The organism is Proteus sp. G2618 (assembly GCF_009915995.1).
Taxonomy (GTDB): Bacteria; Pseudomonadota; Gammaproteobacteria; order Enterobacterales; family Enterobacteriaceae; genus Proteus; species Proteus terrae.
This window is the reverse complement of sequence record NZ_JAABNI010000014.1, coordinates 92,466-109,046: the sequence shown is the minus strand read 5'-3', so window position 1 is coordinate 109,046 and position 16,581 is coordinate 92,466. Positions and strand designations below refer to the sequence as shown.

Annotated in this window: 22 protein-coding genes; 6 read left to right on the top strand and 16 right to left on the bottom strand. The window is 38.4% G+C overall.

From position 1 onward, the window contains the following. Nucleotides 1-17 precede the first annotated feature (17 nt). The 15 genes from GWJ01_RS05880 to GWJ01_RS05810 form a co-directional block, all read right to left on the bottom strand. Complete coding sequence (locus GWJ01_RS05880; protein WP_104836389.1) at nucleotides 18-488, bottom strand: lysozyme; 471 nt, start codon at nucleotides 486-488, stop codon at nucleotides 18-20. Beyond that, a complete protein-coding gene (locus GWJ01_RS05875; protein WP_046334538.1) occupies nucleotides 488-757 on the bottom strand; it encodes a bacteriophage protein in 270 nt (89 codons plus the stop codon). The genes GWJ01_RS05880 and GWJ01_RS05875 overlap by 1 nt, the downstream gene beginning before the upstream one ends. 65 nt (nucleotides 758-822) lie before the next feature. Then, nucleotides 823-1,245 (bottom strand): hypothetical protein, encoded by a 423-nt coding sequence (locus GWJ01_RS05870; RefSeq protein WP_104836388.1) that lies wholly within the window; start codon nucleotides 1,243-1,245, stop codon nucleotides 823-825. Between the two features lie 480 nt (nucleotides 1,246-1,725). Next, complete coding sequence (locus GWJ01_RS05865) at nucleotides 1,726-2,778, bottom strand: hypothetical protein (protein ID WP_199771106.1); 1,053 nt, start codon at nucleotides 2,776-2,778, stop codon at nucleotides 1,726-1,728. Between the two features lie 68 nt (nucleotides 2,779-2,846). Further along, nucleotides 2,847-4,400, bottom strand: coding sequence for an SIR2 family protein (locus GWJ01_RS05860; RefSeq protein WP_104836387.1), 1,554 nt, complete (start codon nucleotides 4,398-4,400; stop codon nucleotides 2,847-2,849). A 612-nt stretch (nucleotides 4,401-5,012) separates the two neighbouring features. Beyond that, entirely contained in the window at nucleotides 5,013-5,471 is a 459-nt protein-coding gene (locus GWJ01_RS05855; protein ID WP_161710841.1) for an Hsp20 family protein, read from the bottom strand. Nucleotides 5,472-5,654: 183 nt separating this feature from the next. Then, the gene (gene ymcF, locus GWJ01_RS18800) at nucleotides 5,655-5,795 is read right to left on the bottom strand and encodes a cold shock small protein YmcF (RefSeq protein ID WP_419894679.1); all 141 of its coding nucleotides are present in this window, start codon (nucleotides 5,793-5,795) and stop codon (nucleotides 5,655-5,657) included. A gap of 7 nt (nucleotides 5,796-5,802) precedes the next feature. Continuing rightward, a complete protein-coding gene (gene cspE, locus GWJ01_RS05850) occupies nucleotides 5,803-6,015 on the bottom strand; it encodes a transcription antiterminator/RNA stability regulator CspE (protein WP_004244726.1) in 213 nt (70 codons plus the stop codon). Between the two features lie 341 nt (nucleotides 6,016-6,356). After that, nucleotides 6,357-6,755: an antiterminator Q family protein gene (locus GWJ01_RS05845; RefSeq protein WP_161710840.1), complete on the bottom strand. Its 399-nt coding sequence runs from the start codon at nucleotides 6,753-6,755 to the stop codon at nucleotides 6,357-6,359. Nucleotides 6,756-6,782: 27 nt separating this feature from the next. Beyond that, nucleotides 6,783-7,808, bottom strand: coding sequence for a DUF968 domain-containing protein (locus GWJ01_RS05840; protein ID WP_161710839.1), 1,026 nt, complete (start codon nucleotides 7,806-7,808; stop codon nucleotides 6,783-6,785). Then, on the bottom strand, nucleotides 7,805-8,611 hold the full coding sequence (locus tag GWJ01_RS05835) for a KilA-N domain-containing protein (protein WP_123822056.1): 807 nt from the start codon (nucleotides 8,609-8,611) through the stop codon (nucleotides 7,805-7,807). Before GWJ01_RS05835 ends, GWJ01_RS05840 begins: the two co-directional genes overlap by 4 nt. 21 nt (nucleotides 8,612-8,632) lie before the next feature. Continuing rightward, nucleotides 8,633-9,697 carry a helix-turn-helix domain-containing protein gene (locus GWJ01_RS18795; RefSeq protein WP_237585701.1) on the bottom strand — a complete coding sequence of 355 codons (1,065 nt, stop codon included), beginning with the start codon at nucleotides 9,695-9,697 and terminating at the stop codon, nucleotides 8,633-8,635. A gap of 8 nt (nucleotides 9,698-9,705) precedes the next feature. Further along, entirely contained in the window at nucleotides 9,706-9,885 is a 180-nt protein-coding gene (locus GWJ01_RS05820; RefSeq protein ID WP_017628377.1) for a DUF4222 domain-containing protein, read from the bottom strand. A 261-nt stretch (nucleotides 9,886-10,146) separates the two neighbouring features. After that, entirely contained in the window at nucleotides 10,147-10,623 is a 477-nt protein-coding gene (locus GWJ01_RS05815) for a YmfL family putative regulatory protein (protein ID WP_036908083.1), read from the bottom strand. A gap of 37 nt (nucleotides 10,624-10,660) precedes the next feature. Beyond that, nucleotides 10,661-10,855 carry a Cro/CI family transcriptional regulator gene (locus GWJ01_RS05810; RefSeq protein WP_049217157.1) on the bottom strand — a complete coding sequence of 65 codons (195 nt, stop codon included), beginning with the start codon at nucleotides 10,853-10,855 and terminating at the stop codon, nucleotides 10,661-10,663. Nucleotides 10,856-10,967: 112 nt separating this feature from the next. Here GWJ01_RS05810 and GWJ01_RS05805 point away from each other — a divergent pair, with 112 nt between their 5' ends. The 4 genes from GWJ01_RS05805 (at nucleotide 10,968) to GWJ01_RS05790 (ending at nucleotide 13,965) form a co-directional block, all read left to right on the top strand. Continuing rightward, complete coding sequence (locus tag GWJ01_RS05805; RefSeq protein ID WP_373274641.1) at nucleotides 10,968-11,606, top strand: LexA family protein; 639 nt, start codon at nucleotides 10,968-10,970, stop codon at nucleotides 11,604-11,606. A gap of 389 nt (nucleotides 11,607-11,995) precedes the next feature. After that, entirely contained in the window at nucleotides 11,996-12,520 is a 525-nt protein-coding gene (locus GWJ01_RS05800) for a hypothetical protein (protein ID WP_017628379.1), read from the top strand. A gap of 85 nt (nucleotides 12,521-12,605) precedes the next feature. After that, a complete protein-coding gene (locus GWJ01_RS05795; RefSeq protein WP_017628380.1) occupies nucleotides 12,606-12,857 on the top strand; it encodes an excisionase in 252 nt (83 codons plus the stop codon). Then, nucleotides 12,832-13,965, top strand: a complete 1,134-nt coding sequence (locus GWJ01_RS05790; protein WP_161710838.1) for a site-specific integrase — start codon at nucleotides 12,832-12,834, stop codon at nucleotides 13,963-13,965. Before GWJ01_RS05795 ends, GWJ01_RS05790 begins: the two co-directional genes overlap by 26 nt. Nucleotides 13,966-14,074: 109 nt before the next feature. On the opposite strand, the gene icd is transcribed toward GWJ01_RS05790, so the two are convergent. Then, complete coding sequence (gene icd / locus GWJ01_RS05785; RefSeq protein WP_006537208.1) at nucleotides 14,075-15,328, bottom strand: NADP-dependent isocitrate dehydrogenase; 1,254 nt, start codon at nucleotides 15,326-15,328, stop codon at nucleotides 14,075-14,077. Between the two features lie 138 nt (nucleotides 15,329-15,466). On the opposite strand from icd, the gene rluE reads away from it, so the two are divergent. After that, nucleotides 15,467-16,096 carry a 23S rRNA pseudouridine(2457) synthase RluE gene (rluE, locus tag GWJ01_RS05780; RefSeq protein WP_109395350.1) on the top strand — a complete coding sequence of 210 codons (630 nt, stop codon included), beginning with the start codon at nucleotides 15,467-15,469 and terminating at the stop codon, nucleotides 16,094-16,096. Next, the gene (locus tag GWJ01_RS05775; RefSeq protein ID WP_161710837.1) at nucleotides 16,089-16,538 is read left to right on the top strand and encodes an NUDIX hydrolase; all 450 of its coding nucleotides are present in this window, start codon (nucleotides 16,089-16,091) and stop codon (nucleotides 16,536-16,538) included. The genes rluE and GWJ01_RS05775 overlap by 8 nt, the downstream gene beginning before the upstream one ends. The last annotated feature ends 43 nt before the right edge of the window (nucleotides 16,539-16,581 follow it).

The window sequence follows — 16,581 nt, the reverse complement described above, 5'->3', positions numbered from 1 at the left end:
AAAGCTGATAATGATGATTAAAGGTTTCCATGACATAGTGCTGACTCCGCTTCTCGACGACTGACAAGCCCTCGCCAAACCTTTCCACCTGCATATACCCAACGTTTCATTTCTTCACAGGCTCCCGCTCTATCACCCGCATTTAGTTTCTTAAGTAATGTTGAGTGAGCAAATGCGGTTGTACCCACATTAAAAGCAAAGGAATATAAAGCGGCTTTAGTGCAGTCATCGAGTGGTACGTTGATTAATGCATCGACTTGCTGTTGTGTCTTAATAAAATCGTTTTGTAATAACGCATCACATTCTTGTTGTGTGTATCTCTTACCTTGAATAATGTCTTTGCCTGTATGCCCATAACAAACTGTCAAAACACCTGCCACATCACGATAAGGTTCATAACGCACACCTTCAAAATGGGCTATCACTACTAATGCGATTGCTGTTGTTCCCGCAGTTGTTAGCGCAGCTATTTTCTGTTTGAGAGACATTAAATATCCTTTGGTGCTTTCACCATTAATTCAGCAAGTCTTTTTAGGGTTTCAGTTGGGTTTTGTGGGTCAACATGACGAACAAGCTCTTCAAATAATTGAGTGCGTTTTCGTTGCTCTCGACGAGTCATAAAATAAGTAGCTAAACCAAGAACCATGCTAAACGCCATCCCAATAACAAATCCCCATTCATATAACGAGAGGCTGGCAAAAAATGCCGTTAAGCCTGCGGTTCCGTAAGTAACATTAGTTAATTTTTCCATACGCATAGTCACCCCCAGAGGAGTGTCCGTTAATGATTAGTGTGAGAGAGTTAAAAATGAAACGATAAAAATTAGGCGGGTATTGATACTTTAAGTGCCTTTAATAAACCTTCAGGCAACGACTCTTCAAGTGACGCATTAGAAACAATCACAAGACCATACATAGATATCCATGTATTCGTTTGTTGTAAGTGTCCCTGAATAAATTGCTTCGCTTTCTCTAACAAATAAACACAACTCTCTTGTGTGTTTTTACGCCAATAAGATTCAATTGCCACCAGCAATGGATCGCCTGCATCATTAATTTTTTGTGTACCGATTCGATATTGCTTTTTACCTGCGGGAGATGTCGTGCAAATTAGTTGTGTGAGTTGTTGAGTTTCGCCATCAGCCGTATAGATATTCGCCGTTAAAATGATAGAGGTATTCATTTCACTGTCTGTTTCTGAAGCATAGTGAAGACTAAACTGTAATTCGCTTATCTCTTTTGACATAACATTTACCGATTTATTTTAGTTGATAAGGTGCCTACTCACAGCTCTTGTGTGAAAGGTATAAGTGGGTGTTGATTCTGTGGTCGGCGTAAACGAAAAGGCTACAAAGTAACCTTATTTAATTTAGGGTTGAATATATTAATGAGAATAATTATCATTACACATGTATCAAATTTGACAGGTCTGATACGAATTAGTACGACATGACTTACATTACTTCTTGCGTTTATTTTATATGCCGATATGACTCCTAGCGTATCGGCATTTTTTTATTTTGTGTTGGGTAATTCTTTCATACCTACAATTTAGATGTATATGATCAGATTCGATCTAATATTACTATGATTTAAGGCTGAATCTAATCATACAGTCCGCACAGTGCCAATTGCAGACATTTCAATGCACAGGCATCAAAGTCTGCTTTTAGATCTTAGCAGAACGTCGCGCTTTGCGGAAAATTTGTCCAGTAGTAGCGCTTTGTTATACATTGCTTACCGTAACCAACCTTACTTCTGTTTGTACTCCAAGATACTCATAAACCGCCCGTACCTTTTTTACAAAGTTCTCATCTCTTGACAATAACAAATTGCAAAATGAGGCCATTGATGCGTGACAATTATCACTCATAGCGGCAATAAATCGTCTTTCCTTATGTAACTTGGAGTCGGGGAAGTAGCCAAGAGTGTTAAGCATGTTATACATACTGGTTACTTTCTGGTGTAGATGGTAGGGTCTGTTAGGGAAGATAGGGTTTATGCGGATCTGGAAAAAGTCTTCTAAGCTGTTGATGTGGTCGTTTTTGGGAAGCTTAAATTTGAAAACACCCCATATTTTTTCGATTACATTCGGTGGCTCTATGTTATTTAATTTCATTGGGCCTATATCCACTGACTCTCTGTAGGACTTTATTCCATTCCACTCCTTCGTATCAGGAATGTCCTTTGACATCGTATTTTCAAGCTTATGAAGCGTAGATTTATATTGTTCTATCATTAGCTCGGATAGCTCGGAATACTCTTTAATCAGCGCCCTCATTTCGACAGGAAGTTCATCAGCGTTTTCGAGCATCCCCCCCATAAGCTGTGCAAAAGCAACCAACTGTTCCTCATGAATATCAGAAATGCTATCACCAGGCCTTCCGCCAGAGAACTTGAACAACCACTGGTGCATTGAATTTTCAATACTTCCATATTCATTATCATTGCTACAGTGTTCTTCGAATGCTTCAAATACATCCCTGCTAGTGATGGTCGCTTTGTCAGTTACAATGAAGCCAGGCTGCTCAAAAATGATTTTTAAATGATAGGAATCAAGGTCTTTTAGAACATTAAGAAAGTCGTGTTCATAGCCAGAAGATCGTCTTATCTCTTTGAGAGTTTCATCAGAATAAACAATCTGGAACTTGTCCATAAGCTCTCGCCCAAAACTACCCACGCCATTTTTAACGAAGAGATCGAGTATGTTGTGATCTAAGTATAGTGTCGGCTTTCCTGAATATTGCGAGGTAGAATACATGCTCATCTCAGCTTGCATAACGCCCCCTCATCGGAATTTTGGGAGCGTAGTGAGTAAAGTTTCCGAGTGCAGTGGTTTATTAAACATCACCATCCCCATCTTAACCTATCGTAAAGTGTAGCTAATTTTCTAAAACTACTTGCATAGCTCGAAACGTCATATTCGAATTTTTCTTCATTATCAATCAAAAATTGGTGCAATAACTCAACATCAATTTTATCAATACTAAGAAATGGAATGTATGCAGCAGCATTCTCAGGTGTGCAAGCTTCGAGAATCTGTCTCATATCCATATGCCGATAATTACGAAAAAACGGTTTAGCATATGAATTCATTCTTAATTTTTTCAGATCTCTGAAAACAACCTTATCTAACTTAAATCCTGAATCTCTGTAACCCTGTTCATTGATAATGCCAAACTTATGCAAATACATAAATACTGGAACATTAGGTGTTGACTTGCAAGCCCGGGGCGCCACATGCTTTAAAACCTGCTCGCAATCGTATCCTTTTTCATTGTGTAGCAAATCTTCAAAAAGATCATTAGTGCTAACACTCTCGTAGCCAATAGGAGATGGCCCTACAAACTCTTGCTGAGCAACCCCGACACCAACTAGAAATTCAACATCATCTTTTGTTTCTATTTCATCAATATCAACCACGCATATTTTTTTCTCTGGCTCAGAAGACTGCACCAATTCGTATAATTGCTCCTTACAGTACCTAAGAACTCTCGCTGGTATTTTTCGTTTTGTAGAATGAATCGCTTTATAAACGGGAAGAAAATCATTTGTTTTGACTAATACAAGCGGAATTTGAATTCCATCAATCGTCAAATAGGTATCGGATACGTTCGGGTCTTCACCGTCAGCAAGCCTCTGAATAAATATTAGATTCTTTCTGAGCTGCTCTATATTATCTCGACCAATGCAGCCAGATATTGCCTTAAGCAAACTACTTATATTCTCATCTGAAATCGAGTAACCAATAAATACCACTGGATGCTCAACAAATAATGTAATTAACTTAGCAGCCAAATAGGTATTTTTCTGATTGAAAGATTCATAATCGGAATCAGTCAAAATCAAAGAATTTGAACTCGTTGAGCAACCATGAATTTTGTATATTTCACCGATTTCTTGCGGATTAGAAAATAGTAGCTCTTCTTGCCCTATATAGGTTTTGTATTCAGGGAAAAGCTGTTCAATAAACATATCCCAGTTTGTTGTAATTACACCATCAACGTTCAAATTGGCTAGTAGTTTTACTTCGTCAGCATAGTCTGATTCTTTCGCTTTAGATTGATCTAGAGTAGAAAGATAGTTGCATATTTCGATTCGTAGTGCTGAGGTTTCATCTTTAATTTTTGACTTATATCGCTCTACACTTTGCGAATACTCAGTAGCAGACCACCAATATTCATTGAAATCTTTAGCAAGTAATGCGGCAACCTTTGGGTAACTACCATTAGCCGATGATAAGTAGTACTCGAATGGCTTACCAGCTACACAGAATTTACTGAGGAGCCCTTTCCAATCCTCTAGCCCCAAATACCTTCTAGAGAATCCAGATCCCAAAAAAAGAAATGGTCCTGCCGAACGACTGCGAAAGATATCAACTAATTTGCTTTCTATATCCATTTTTCTCTCACTACTACACTACCACATCCCTCGAAGGAGGTTTAACAGTTATTATGTAGGCCTCTCATTAACATCCGAAAGGAAAAATTAATTTATACCAATGAGTTTACCGAAAATAAATGATATTAGAAGTCAGTTAAGCACTTAATTCACTTTTAATTTACGATCTTACTAAGAAGCCTTAGCATCCCATTACAAAACCATATAAAAACAATACATATCAGTAAATTAGATTATCTTCACTTGCTTTATCATCAGCTATTACTGAGACTTCTTAGTTATTCACCAGATGATTAACACTGGAGGTTGAAATGATTCTGCCACTGTTCCTCAAATTGCATCAGATAGGTTATGAGAAAAGAGTCACTTCATTAAGACCAATGAATCCTGGAAACATTTCCAGTTTTGCGGTAAAGCAGACTTTCACATGAGCACTATGACACGGAGAGAAATTTCTGCTCTTCGCTCAAACCAGACTGTCCACTCTAATTGTGTTCGACTTACAAACCTTGTGAACTAAAATTTGAATTAGTGAAATTTAACCCCCCCACAAAAACAATTAAGGCCACACATCATGCGTAGCCTTAATCTTATTCACGTTATCTAACTCAATTATTTTTTATCTTTATTTTCTATCGCTATTGTTTGCCGTTTTTCTTCTTCAGGCAACTCATACTCAATAGCAATAGTCAGAAGCCCACTTGATAAATCCGCTTTATCTATTTTAACATTTTTACCGAGGTCAAACTGCAATGTAAATTGCCCTTGAGATATGCCTCGGTGGAGCCATTTATCATTGTCTTCTTCTGATTTTTCTTCTTTTTTCCCTTCAATCAATAAACGACTTCCTTTTAATGAAACTGTTAAGTCATTTTCTTGATATCCAGGCACACTGACTGTCAGTTCATAATGGTTATCATCAATCTGTTTCAGGTTATAGGTCTGAATTGGTGATGCAATTGGCTTACTGCCTGTTAACTGACTAAACAGGCGATCTATCTGATCAAAACGGTTTGAAAGTAAGTTATCAGATAATGTTGGGAATAATGAAAAAGGTTTAATGTTAGGCATATAACTCCTCCTTCAGTATTTAGTGAATTATGGGCGGTATCTTATTTACCCAAAATATAAATATGAACGAGCAAGTATTTTTCAAGCCCTAAAATCTAAATTTTTTACCTTTAACCAATATGAGATTGTAGATAGCAAAAAACCCCGCCGAAGCGAGGTTTTGTATATTCAACTATTTAATGCTTAACTCATTTGAGCTGTCATCACACTTTTGCAAAAGATACATTTTGCGCCGTGTGGATTGTTCACTGTGACATCAAATTGTGATGTTCTATATTGTGAACCGCGACAACAAGGGCATTTAAAATAGAGGCGAATAGTAATAGCGCCTTTAGAGAGCCACCACGTTGCCTGCTGCTGGGCCTTTCATACCATTTTCCATGGTGAATGAAACTTGTTGGCCTTCAGCTAATGTTTTGAAGCTATCACTTTGGATTGCAGAGAAATGTACGAATACATCTTTGCTGCCATCAGCTGGAGTAATAAAACCAAAACCTTTACCTTCATCGAACCATTTTACTGTACCAGTCATTGTATTAGACATAGAATTTCCTTTAATTTATTTAATTTGCCATAAGGCATATGCGGTTTGTTTTGTATTTTTACTTATGGGAATTAATTAGAAGGAATTCACAATGAAGAGGTATCGAGGATAACGCTAAACGGGAACAACTTTAAACTTACTAACATAAATAGGTCTGTACTTCCAAACCAGTGACGCTATTAAGCCATAGAAAAATGCAGATAGCAAACTTTATTTTTTTAACGATAAATCAGCTTAAATATGCCCCTAAAAAACACAACCCCGTTATACTCACGAGGTTTTTAATTGATAAGAGGTGTAACATCAAAACCATTATCAACACAATATATTGTGTTTTGTAATTACGCAAGACTATAAATATGGTGTTTTCTAATTATTTTATCCATATCTAATTTTACGTTATTAACCGATAAACACCCTTCAATAAATCCTTCCGCTGTCTGCAATCGCTTAGCCACTTCATTATGCGAAATACCAAGTTTTGAAGCCATTGAACGCAAAGGATAATTCTTCACATAGTACATAATAACCAATTGAAACAAGTAACTATTATTTACCTTTAAATGTAATACCGCTTTATTTATTTTCAAGCCATCATCATCTGAACATTGCTCTCGGCTTCGCCTTGAGCTTGGAATTAATCCTTTAAAACCTGCGGCAATTGATGAGTAATCGATACTATTCCCCTCATTAGCTGACCACGCTCCCCAACGTGATAAAACTTCCTGCATATCTCTCATACTAATACTCCCCGTGCCGTATACACGTTAAACCAACGCCCCCATTCCTAATGAACGGTTTAAAAAAGAAAATAACAATTCGATTTGGTTACCATAATTGGCTTCCCACAATTTTGGATCACGATGCAACTCATCATGATGTTGCCGACATAATGGAATAGTGAATAAGTCATGTGCTTTCGTTCCCATGCCTCCCATACCATGGCCGATGATATGATGTGGATCATCAGCTTGTTGTCCGCAAACACAACAAGGCTGTGTTTTTACCCATTGAAGCCACTGGGAATTCTCCCAACGGCGCATTTTAGGTTTAAGAAGAAATGAGGCTGGAGGTTCAGGATCGACAGTCACATTAATAACGGGGTTTATAGCATCTAAACGCGCATTCATTGCTGATAGTGCTGTCACTTCATTTGGAACAATATCAGCTTCAGGAAAACCGCCATGCACCCTGCGCTCTTTAGGTTTATCAGGCCAATTTAGAATACGACGCAATATGGCATCAGGTAATTCATCAACCAGTTTATGCATCACGGCAAAAGCAAAAAAATCAGGTATCGTCAGCGAATGGCTATCATCTAATCTCAAACGACTGCAAATAGTGTCTATCATCCAAGCAATACGATTTTTATACGCTAATTCAGCAACCCACCCCGCCGATGAATTACGAATATGATTATCATGATACCAACAGGTTCGTATCACACCGTCTTTATGCCATGTGGTTGTTAATTCATGATGATGATAACTGTCATGCTTATTGTTAATCTGGCAGCAATGGATATTCCTGCCTATCCACATATTCATCGATGCCAACCCGCCTATAGCTTGGATCACTTTTTCATTATTCAAAAAGCTAATAATGTCCTTGTTATTCAATAATGGCTGTTCATTCCCTGTTAATGCACCAGAAGGCCATTTATCTAAACTTTTTGGTACATCACTAATAATCACGCGAGAATGTTGTTTAAGTTGCTCAAGCAACTCCGCTTCAGGCTTCAATAAAACAACGCCAAGATCGGGCTGAATATAGGGGGTTAATAATAATTTCATGCACTCACCTGTTTATTCAGCATCACCATACGGATCAATTCATCCGTTTTACTTTCAAAGAAATGGGGTTGGGTTTCACGAGGATTATTAGGGCTGGTCATGTTCTTCCCAAACTGACAACCTCGAGCAGTCACTGACCAGAACTCTTTCACTTTGTTTGCGGTTTTCGTACTTGGGCGTGATAAGCGCTCAACAATACCGAGATCGGCTAATCGTTTATAAGCTTGCTGGGCTGAAATAGGTAATTGATGTTTTCTAATCAGTGTTGATAAAGCTACTGTTGGACGACTTGAACCATCCATTGATCCGCTTGGTGCATCAATCGCATACACAGGGGCTAATTCGGGTAAGCCTGCCATGGCTTGTAATTTTTGATACGCCCCTAATTTCGAAGAGTTTGAGAAATTCAGGCTCTTTGCCATCGATTCAAGCAATATAACCCCTGCTTGAACTTTATCGGCTAACTTTTCGCCGTGTTGCTGTGTTATCAATGCATCAAAAGTACGGATCACTTTTAAATGAAATGATGGGCTTATCCACATTGCATAGGCATACACTAATTCTTTGCAAACGTAAGTGCCTTGGTTAAGCCCACCAACAATAGTCACAATGGGAACCGCTCCTGTGATCTCAGGAGCGGTTGAAATTTCATCAACCAACTCTTTAGTTTGAGTCAAAACACTCCAATTCGACGGTTGATGCCGTTTTTCACCACCTGAGACTCGATGAAGATCATTTAAACAATAACGCCCTGCGGTATCTCGACGAATTTGAACACCATCAATAACAATTAGTCCATTCATGTTATTTTTCTCCACTCTCGTTTATAGCAAAATGTCCTGAGCAACTTGTTCCGCGACTTGTTGCCAAATACCTCGCCACGCAGCTAAACCTGCAACCTCATTCATTCGGCCTAGACCATTTTTCTTAGCCTGAATAGCGGCTAATTCTTGGATTTTATTTTTAGGTTTCCAACCCGTACCCCAGATGAGCCGGAATGTTTCATCACGCTCTACGGAGTCGATTGTGATTTTTTTCTTACCCGCCAAACGTAAGGTTAAATCATCCCATTGAGCCCTGAGTGTACGAGGACACTGAACATTCTTTTTCCAAAAATCATCTTGCGTAATTCGTTTATAGAACTGGCAAATTTCTTTGTGAGTATGCCCATCAATCGTTGTCATTAAGCGAATATCATTAGCCCAATCAGTGAAATTTGGCTCTTTAGGCGTTTTTAATCCCATCTCTTGAAACACTTCGCATTTACGACTGAATAGCCATTTAGCGCACTTCAAATCGTCAGCAGAGCCCCATTTTTGAAAGTTGGCGCTATAAATAACCGCCTCTGGATAACGTGCTAAAAAATCCATTTTCAGCTGGTCGCTGAATGCGTCAGAATTCTGCGACGAAGAATAATTTATTGATGGATCATATTTTGAAGTTACTGATGGATCGCCCTCAGGAGCTGGCGGGTCAAAATCCCTATTTTTGCTCGATTTTGAGGGAACAGAATTTGATGCAACAAATTTTGATGGGTCAACTCCTGATGCATCAGGTTTTGACACGTCAGATTTTGTTGGTTGAAAAAGCGCTTTCTTTGCTGATTGGTATAGTTTCTCTACATTCAGCTGATAGATATTGCTTGCGTTGCGATTGCCTTTTCTACGCTTTTCGCTGGTTAACCACCCTTCTTTTTCCAACTGTTTTATTGCTGTGCGCACCGTGCTTTCACCCGCACCAATTTGGCGAGCAATCGTCACAACAGAAGGCCAACAAATACCTTCGTCATTAGAAAAATCAGCTAATCTTGCCATGATAGCGACTGATGTGAGTTTTAAACCTGCATGGGCGCAACCATCCCAAACATAACTAGATAATTTAACACTCATAAGAGGCCTCACTTAACTCGGGTATATCTCTCTTTAAATCTTTGAACTGGCTCGCATTGTTCGTATTCACAACCATCAATCATAAAAATAACGCGCTGTTTTTCTCGGTCATAACGAATGACATGAACAAGGAGTCCTCGAGGGTTTCTGTAATAGCGATCAAGACGATTAGGATCTTCATTTCGCATTGCATTTTCCTCCACTCAAGAAATAGAAATCAGCCCATGACTTTTTCAGTGTCCTCTTATCTACCAAATCGATATTTTTTCGGTAGTTGTGTGATCGATTGTCACTCGGTATGCTTTCTACATAGCGAAATGTTCCCTCTTTAGTTAAGGGTAAACAGCGAAATTGCTTTTTAGGTATTAAATGCGCTAATCTACTCATGCTTATTTCTCTTCACATCATTGAAATTGGCAACCGAAGCCAAAGGCCGTATACCTTTGGCTTCACCCTTTCTTAGTCGCTTCCTGTTTTTCACCGTATAACACTTTCAGCGAATCCAAGAATCCAATTGCATATGCAAAAACTTTCCCTGCTTTTCGATAAATACGCCCTATTTCTTCATCCGTTAAAACACCATCAACAAGGCTTTCTTGAATTAAAACGGCGAGTGAACCTTGCATAGCAGCCAATGTCATTCGCATATCAAATAGCTCTACTTGATCTATCTTTTCCGCTTCTATTTTTGGTAATGCACTCATGCCATGACGATCTAGATGATATTCCACCAGCAACTTAGTGCCCGAAATGTCTTCCATGGCTTCTTGTTCATCAATATCAAAGAAACGACAGCCATTTTTTTCGTATAACTTGTTATTAAACGTCTCGAGTGACATACCTAAAGCCCCTGCCATAGCAGAACGTCCACCCGGCAGTGCTTTGCACATTTCTTTAATAACTTCTTTAATTGAATGTTTGCTCATATCTACCTGCTCTATCTTTTATTGGTAGTTAATTGCCTTATGCTGTTTTGGTATTTTTTCTATAAAGTTCAGGGTTATATTTAAGTTTTCCCTTGGTGATTTTTTCTATTTCATACGCCCTTACTTTAGGAATGATATATCCCCAACCACATACCGAAGGATGTTTAATACCGAGGGCTTTTGCTGTTTTACACGTACCACCAAAAAACGTGATTACATCTTTTTTCTTCATTTGTAATCCTTTGGTAAGTGAATAATTCACACGCATATAATGTAGGATATCTTACATTTAAATGTCAAGATTCTTACATTTAGAATGTGGTAGGCTTTCCTACATGAAAGAAATGAGCGAACGAATTAAACAAAGACGCCTTGAGCTGAAAATGACACAACAGGCTCTAGCTAAAAAAGCTGGAGTCAATCGTGTAACTGTTACTGGTTGGGAAAAAGGTGACTATCAACCCAATGGCGCTAATCTTCAAGCATTAGCGAGTGCTCTTGAAACAAGCCCTATTTGGCTTGTTGATGGAAAAGAAGATCCTATTTCTAATGTTTCGTTTTTAAAATTTAATAGATCTAGTGGTGAATACCCTTTAATTAGCTGGGTAAGCGCTGGGAATTGGTCTGAGGCCGTAGAGCCATATCATAGAAAATCAATCGATACATGGTATGAGACAACTGTGCATTGTTCCGAAGAATCATTTTGGCTAGAAGTAAAAGGAGATTCTATGACCTCTCCTTCTGGACTAAGTATTCCTGAAGGGATGATTATATTAGTAGATCCCGCAGTAGAGGTTGTTAGTGGCAAGCTAGTTGTCGCTAAATTAGAATCTGAAAATGAAGTTACATTTAAGCAATACATTGTAGATGCAGGCAACCATTACTTAAAACCATTAAACCCTCAATACCGCTTAATACCAATCAATGGTAATTGTAAAATTGTGGGTGTTGTTGTAGATGCCAAAATAGCTCATTTACCATAATTTCCTATCTCATTGATAAAAGGATCCTCTTCGGAGGATTTTTTATTACCATCACATACCAATGTAAGTTTTCCTACAAAAACACTTGACACACCAATGTTGGTTATCCTACATTTTAAGTGTGCGGTGTAGGATGAGTTACATTATGATTAATATCTAATTCAATTATGTGTGTGAAAACACCTTAATAAAAATTTTCATGTGAAGAGAAATAGTTTCTGTCTGTTGGGAAACAGTAGAAACAGCCACAACTTGAGGTAAGCAATAATCAAGTTCAATAATTGAAACATAAAAAATAAGCCTTTATTTACCATTAACCAACATCAGGGAAATTTAATCTCGATTAATTCGAGAGGGATCTTTATTACTTAAATTATGTGGAGAGAATAATGTCTTATATTGCAACTGCAACGAATAAGCACTTCTATTACCTCGATGTACGGATCGAGGATATAGATATTCAAGACATTGCGACGGGTTTAGCTAATGAATGTCGCTTTAATGGGCAGATTGATAATTTCTATTCTGTTGCTCAACACTCGGTATATGTCAGCTATTTAGTTGCACCTGAATATGCTTTAGAAGCCTTACTTCATGATGCCAGTGAAGCCTATGTAAAAGATCTGCCATCACCGCTTAAAAAGCTATTACCTGAATATAAGGAGATAGAAAAAAGCATTGATGCTGTTATTCGTCAAAAATATAACTTGCCACCCGTTATATCGGACGCCGTTCATTTAGCCGACTTAATGATATTAGCAACCGAAAAACGAGATTTAGAAATTGATGTGGGTAGCAATTGGCTAATGCTTGAAGGTATTCCTACGAGTGATTTTATTGTTAATCCATTAACCCCACTACAAGCCAAAGTTTTATTTTTACGTAGATTTAATGAATTAAGTAAAAGGAGCTAAATAAACAGTTCTAAAAAGTTTAAATAAATACCACCAGCATTATTAACGTCTATTTAAACAGTATACGGCAGTATGGAGAGAAAATATGTCAAGAATGGTGACTCTTGAAGCGTGGGCAAGGTTGGAATTTGGAGATGCCTCTCCTTGCATGACGGTATTACAAAAATACGCAAAGAATAACCTTATTGCACCACCTGCAATGAAAGTTGGCCGCAAGTGGATGGTTGATAGAGAAGCTCGTTATGTGGGTTATCTGTCTCTCCCCCAAATTCCTACTAAATCAACGGAACGACTTAAGAGGATAATTACAGATGGCTGCCCGACCACGAACCCATAAAATAATCATTCCTAATCTATACCGAAAGCTAGATAAGCGTAATGGCAAAATTTATTGGCAATATAAACATCCCCTCACCGGTAAATTTCATAGCTTAGGCACCGACGAGCAAGAAGCGAGAGAAACTGCCATTCAAGCCAATACAATTATTGCTGAACAACATACTCGACAGTTATTAAGTATTAATGAACGGTTATCAAAAATTAAGACAAACAAGTCTGAAATATCTGTCGATATATGGATAGATAAATATTTAGATATTCAAAAAGAAAGATTAGATATCGGTGAATTAAAAATTAATTCTTATCGACAAAAAATGAAACCTATTAATTTATTCCGTCAGTATTGTGGTACGAAAATATTAAAAGAGATAACCGCTTTAGATATCGCTGAAATAATAGATTCCGTCAAAGTATTAGGACATTCAAGAATGGCTCAGGTCGTTCGCATGGTGCTTATTGATGTATTTAAAGAAGCTCAACATGCTGGCTATGTTCCTCCTGGTTACAATCCCGCGAAAGCAACTAAACAACCACGGAACCGAGTGAAAAGAGAACGCATGACATTGGAAGAATGGCGCACTATTTACCAGCAAGCTAAAAATCACCCTCCTTACCTGCAATGTGGCATGTTATTGGCTTTAACCACAGGTCAGCGGATCGGTGATATCTGTAAAATGAAATTCTCTGATATTTGGGATGACATGTTACATATACAGCAAGAGAAGACGGGCAGTAAGTTAGCCATCCCTCTCTCGCTAAAATGTGAGGCTATCAATCTCTCCTTAAGGGAGGTTGTTGCTCAATGTCGTGATGCTGTTGTAAGTAAATATCTCGTGCATTATCGACATACCACCGCACAAGCGAAACGCGGTGAACAAGTCACGCCAAATACGTTAACCACAACATTTAAAAAAGCGCGAGATAAATGTGGGTTAACTTGGGAAAAAGGTACGGCACCTACTTTCCATGAACAACGATCTTTATCCGAGCGACTTTATCGAGAACAAGGAATTAATACACAAAAATTATTGGGGCATAAAACACAAAATATGACCGATAAATACCACGACGATAGAGGAAAAGAATGGCAAATTATTGCTGTTTAATTGAACAGTTTTGGGGAAGAGTTTTGGGGATATTTTGGGGAAGAATTTTATAGTACAAAAAATAAACGGGAACTAATAAGCTCCCGTTAACTATTTATCAAATCAATAATTACATGTGTTTGATAATCGCGTCACCAAACTCGCTACATTTCAGCAATTTAGCGCCTTCTAACTGACGTTCAAAATCATAAGTTACAGTCTTAGCGGCAATCGCGCCTTCCATACCTTTAATGATTAAGTCAGCGGCTTCAGTCCAACCCATGTGGCGTAACATCATTTCTGCGGAAAGAATGATAGAGCCTGGGTTAACTTTATCTTGGCCTGCATATTTTGGTGCTGTACCGTGTGTTGCTTCAAATAAAGCACACTCATCACCAATATTTGCGCCCGGAGCAATACCGATACCACCTACTTGAGCCGCTAATGCATCGGAAATATAGTCACCATTAAGGTTCATACATGCGATTACATCATACTCTGCTGGACGTAGCAGAATTTGTTGTAAGAATGCATCGGCGATAACATCTTTAACGATGATCTCTTTACCTGATTTTGGATTCTTGATTTTAACCCAAGGACCGCCATCTAATAATTCACCACCGAATTCTTCACGTGCTAACTCATAACCCCAGTCTTTAAAGGCACCTTCGGTAAATTTCATAATATTACCTTTGTGTACCAATGTAACTGAATCACGATCGTTATCGATAGCGTATTCAATCGCAGCACGAACTAAGCGCTTAGTTCCTTCTTCTGAGCAAGGTTTGATACCAATACCGCAATCTTGTGGGAAGCGAATTTTGGTTACACCCATTTCATTTTGTAGGAATTTAATAACTTTATCTGCTTCTGCTGAGCCCGCTTTCCACTCAATACCTGCATAGATATCTTCTGAGTTCTCACGGAAGATAACCATATCAGTTAGTTCAGGTTGTTTAACTGGGCTTGGAGTGCCTTTGTAATAACGTACTGGACGTAGGCAAATATAGAGGTCTAGTTGTTGACGTAATGCAACGTTTAATGAACGGATACCACCGCCAACTGGGGTAGTAAGAGGACCTTTAATAGAAACACGATATTCACGGATAAGATCTAAGGTTTCTTCTGGTAGCCAAACATCTTTACCATAAACCTGCGTTGATTTCTCGCCGGTGTAGACTTCCATCCACTCAATCTTACGTTCTTTGCCGTAAGCTTTCTCAACTGCTGCATCAACAACTTTTAACATTGCTGGCGTGACATCGATACCGATACCATCCCCTTCGATATAAGGGATAACCGGATTATTTGGAACAACAAGCTTACCTTTAGCATCTAGTGTAATTTTAGCGCCATTAGCCGGAACAACTACTTTGCTTTCCATTTACCTCTCCTTTCATGTAAGCGCACGCTTTGTTAATTTTTTGTAAGAGACCTGTCAATACTACTTGATTATTCAGCTAACGCCAATCGCTTCTCTTTTAAGGTATAATCAATCTCCCATTTTTTACAAAAATTAACTATGGCAAATCAACTTAAAAATAGCGCTAAATCGAGAAAACACTACACTCCATCAGCACAAAGAAAACCAGTGCGCCCAAGAGGTGAGCGTAAAGTCGTTATCTTCAACAAGCCCTTCGATGTTCTTGTGCAATTTACGGATGAAAATGGCAGAAAAACACTAAAAGATTTTATTCCTATTCGTGATATTTATGCAGCAGGACGTTTAGATAGAGATAGTGAAGGACTTTTAGTCTTAACAAATGATGGGAAGCTACAAGCAAAATTAACACAACCGGGTAAAAAAACAGGAAAAATCTACTATGCTCAGGTTGAAGGCACTCCAAGTGTGGCTTCATTACAACAATTTAGAGATGGATTAGAGCTTAAAGATGGCAAAACATTACCTGCGCAAGTCGAAATAGTTGAACAGCCCGAATGGCTATGGGAGAGAAATCCTCCAATTAGAGAACGCCAAACTATCCCGACAACTTGGTTAAAAATAACGTTATTTGAAGGCAAAAACCGTCAAGTGAGACGAATGACCGCTCATATTGGTTATCCAACATTACGTTTGATCCGCTTTAGTATGGGAAATATTACATTGGATAACTTATTACCCGGAGAATGGAAGGAGATTGATTTTGTTTAAACCTCATGTGACTGTCGCGTGTATCGTTCATGCAAAAAATAAGTTTCTCGTTGTTGAAGAAACGGTCAATGGAAAAGCAACATGGAATCAACCAGCTGGGCACCTTGAAGCCAATGAAACACTTATTCAGGCTGTTCAGCGTGAATTATGGGAAGAAACAGGATTAAGACTTCCTGTTCAACATTTTCTTAAATTACATCAATGGATTGCGCCGGATAAAACCCCTTTTCTACGTTTTCTTTTTCTTATTGAGACGCAAGAGCAATTTGAAACGCAACCTCAAGATAGCGATATTAATTGTTGTCACTGGGTTAGTGCTGATGAAATTATTCATAGCCAGCAACTACGTTCACCGCTGGTGAGGGAAAGCCTGTTATGTTATCAACAAGGTGAACGTTATCCCCTCTCTATCTTGAGTAGCTTTGGAACTCCCTTTAACTAAATAATAGAAAAGGAAAAAACAAAGCATCAAAAACAGAGTAAGA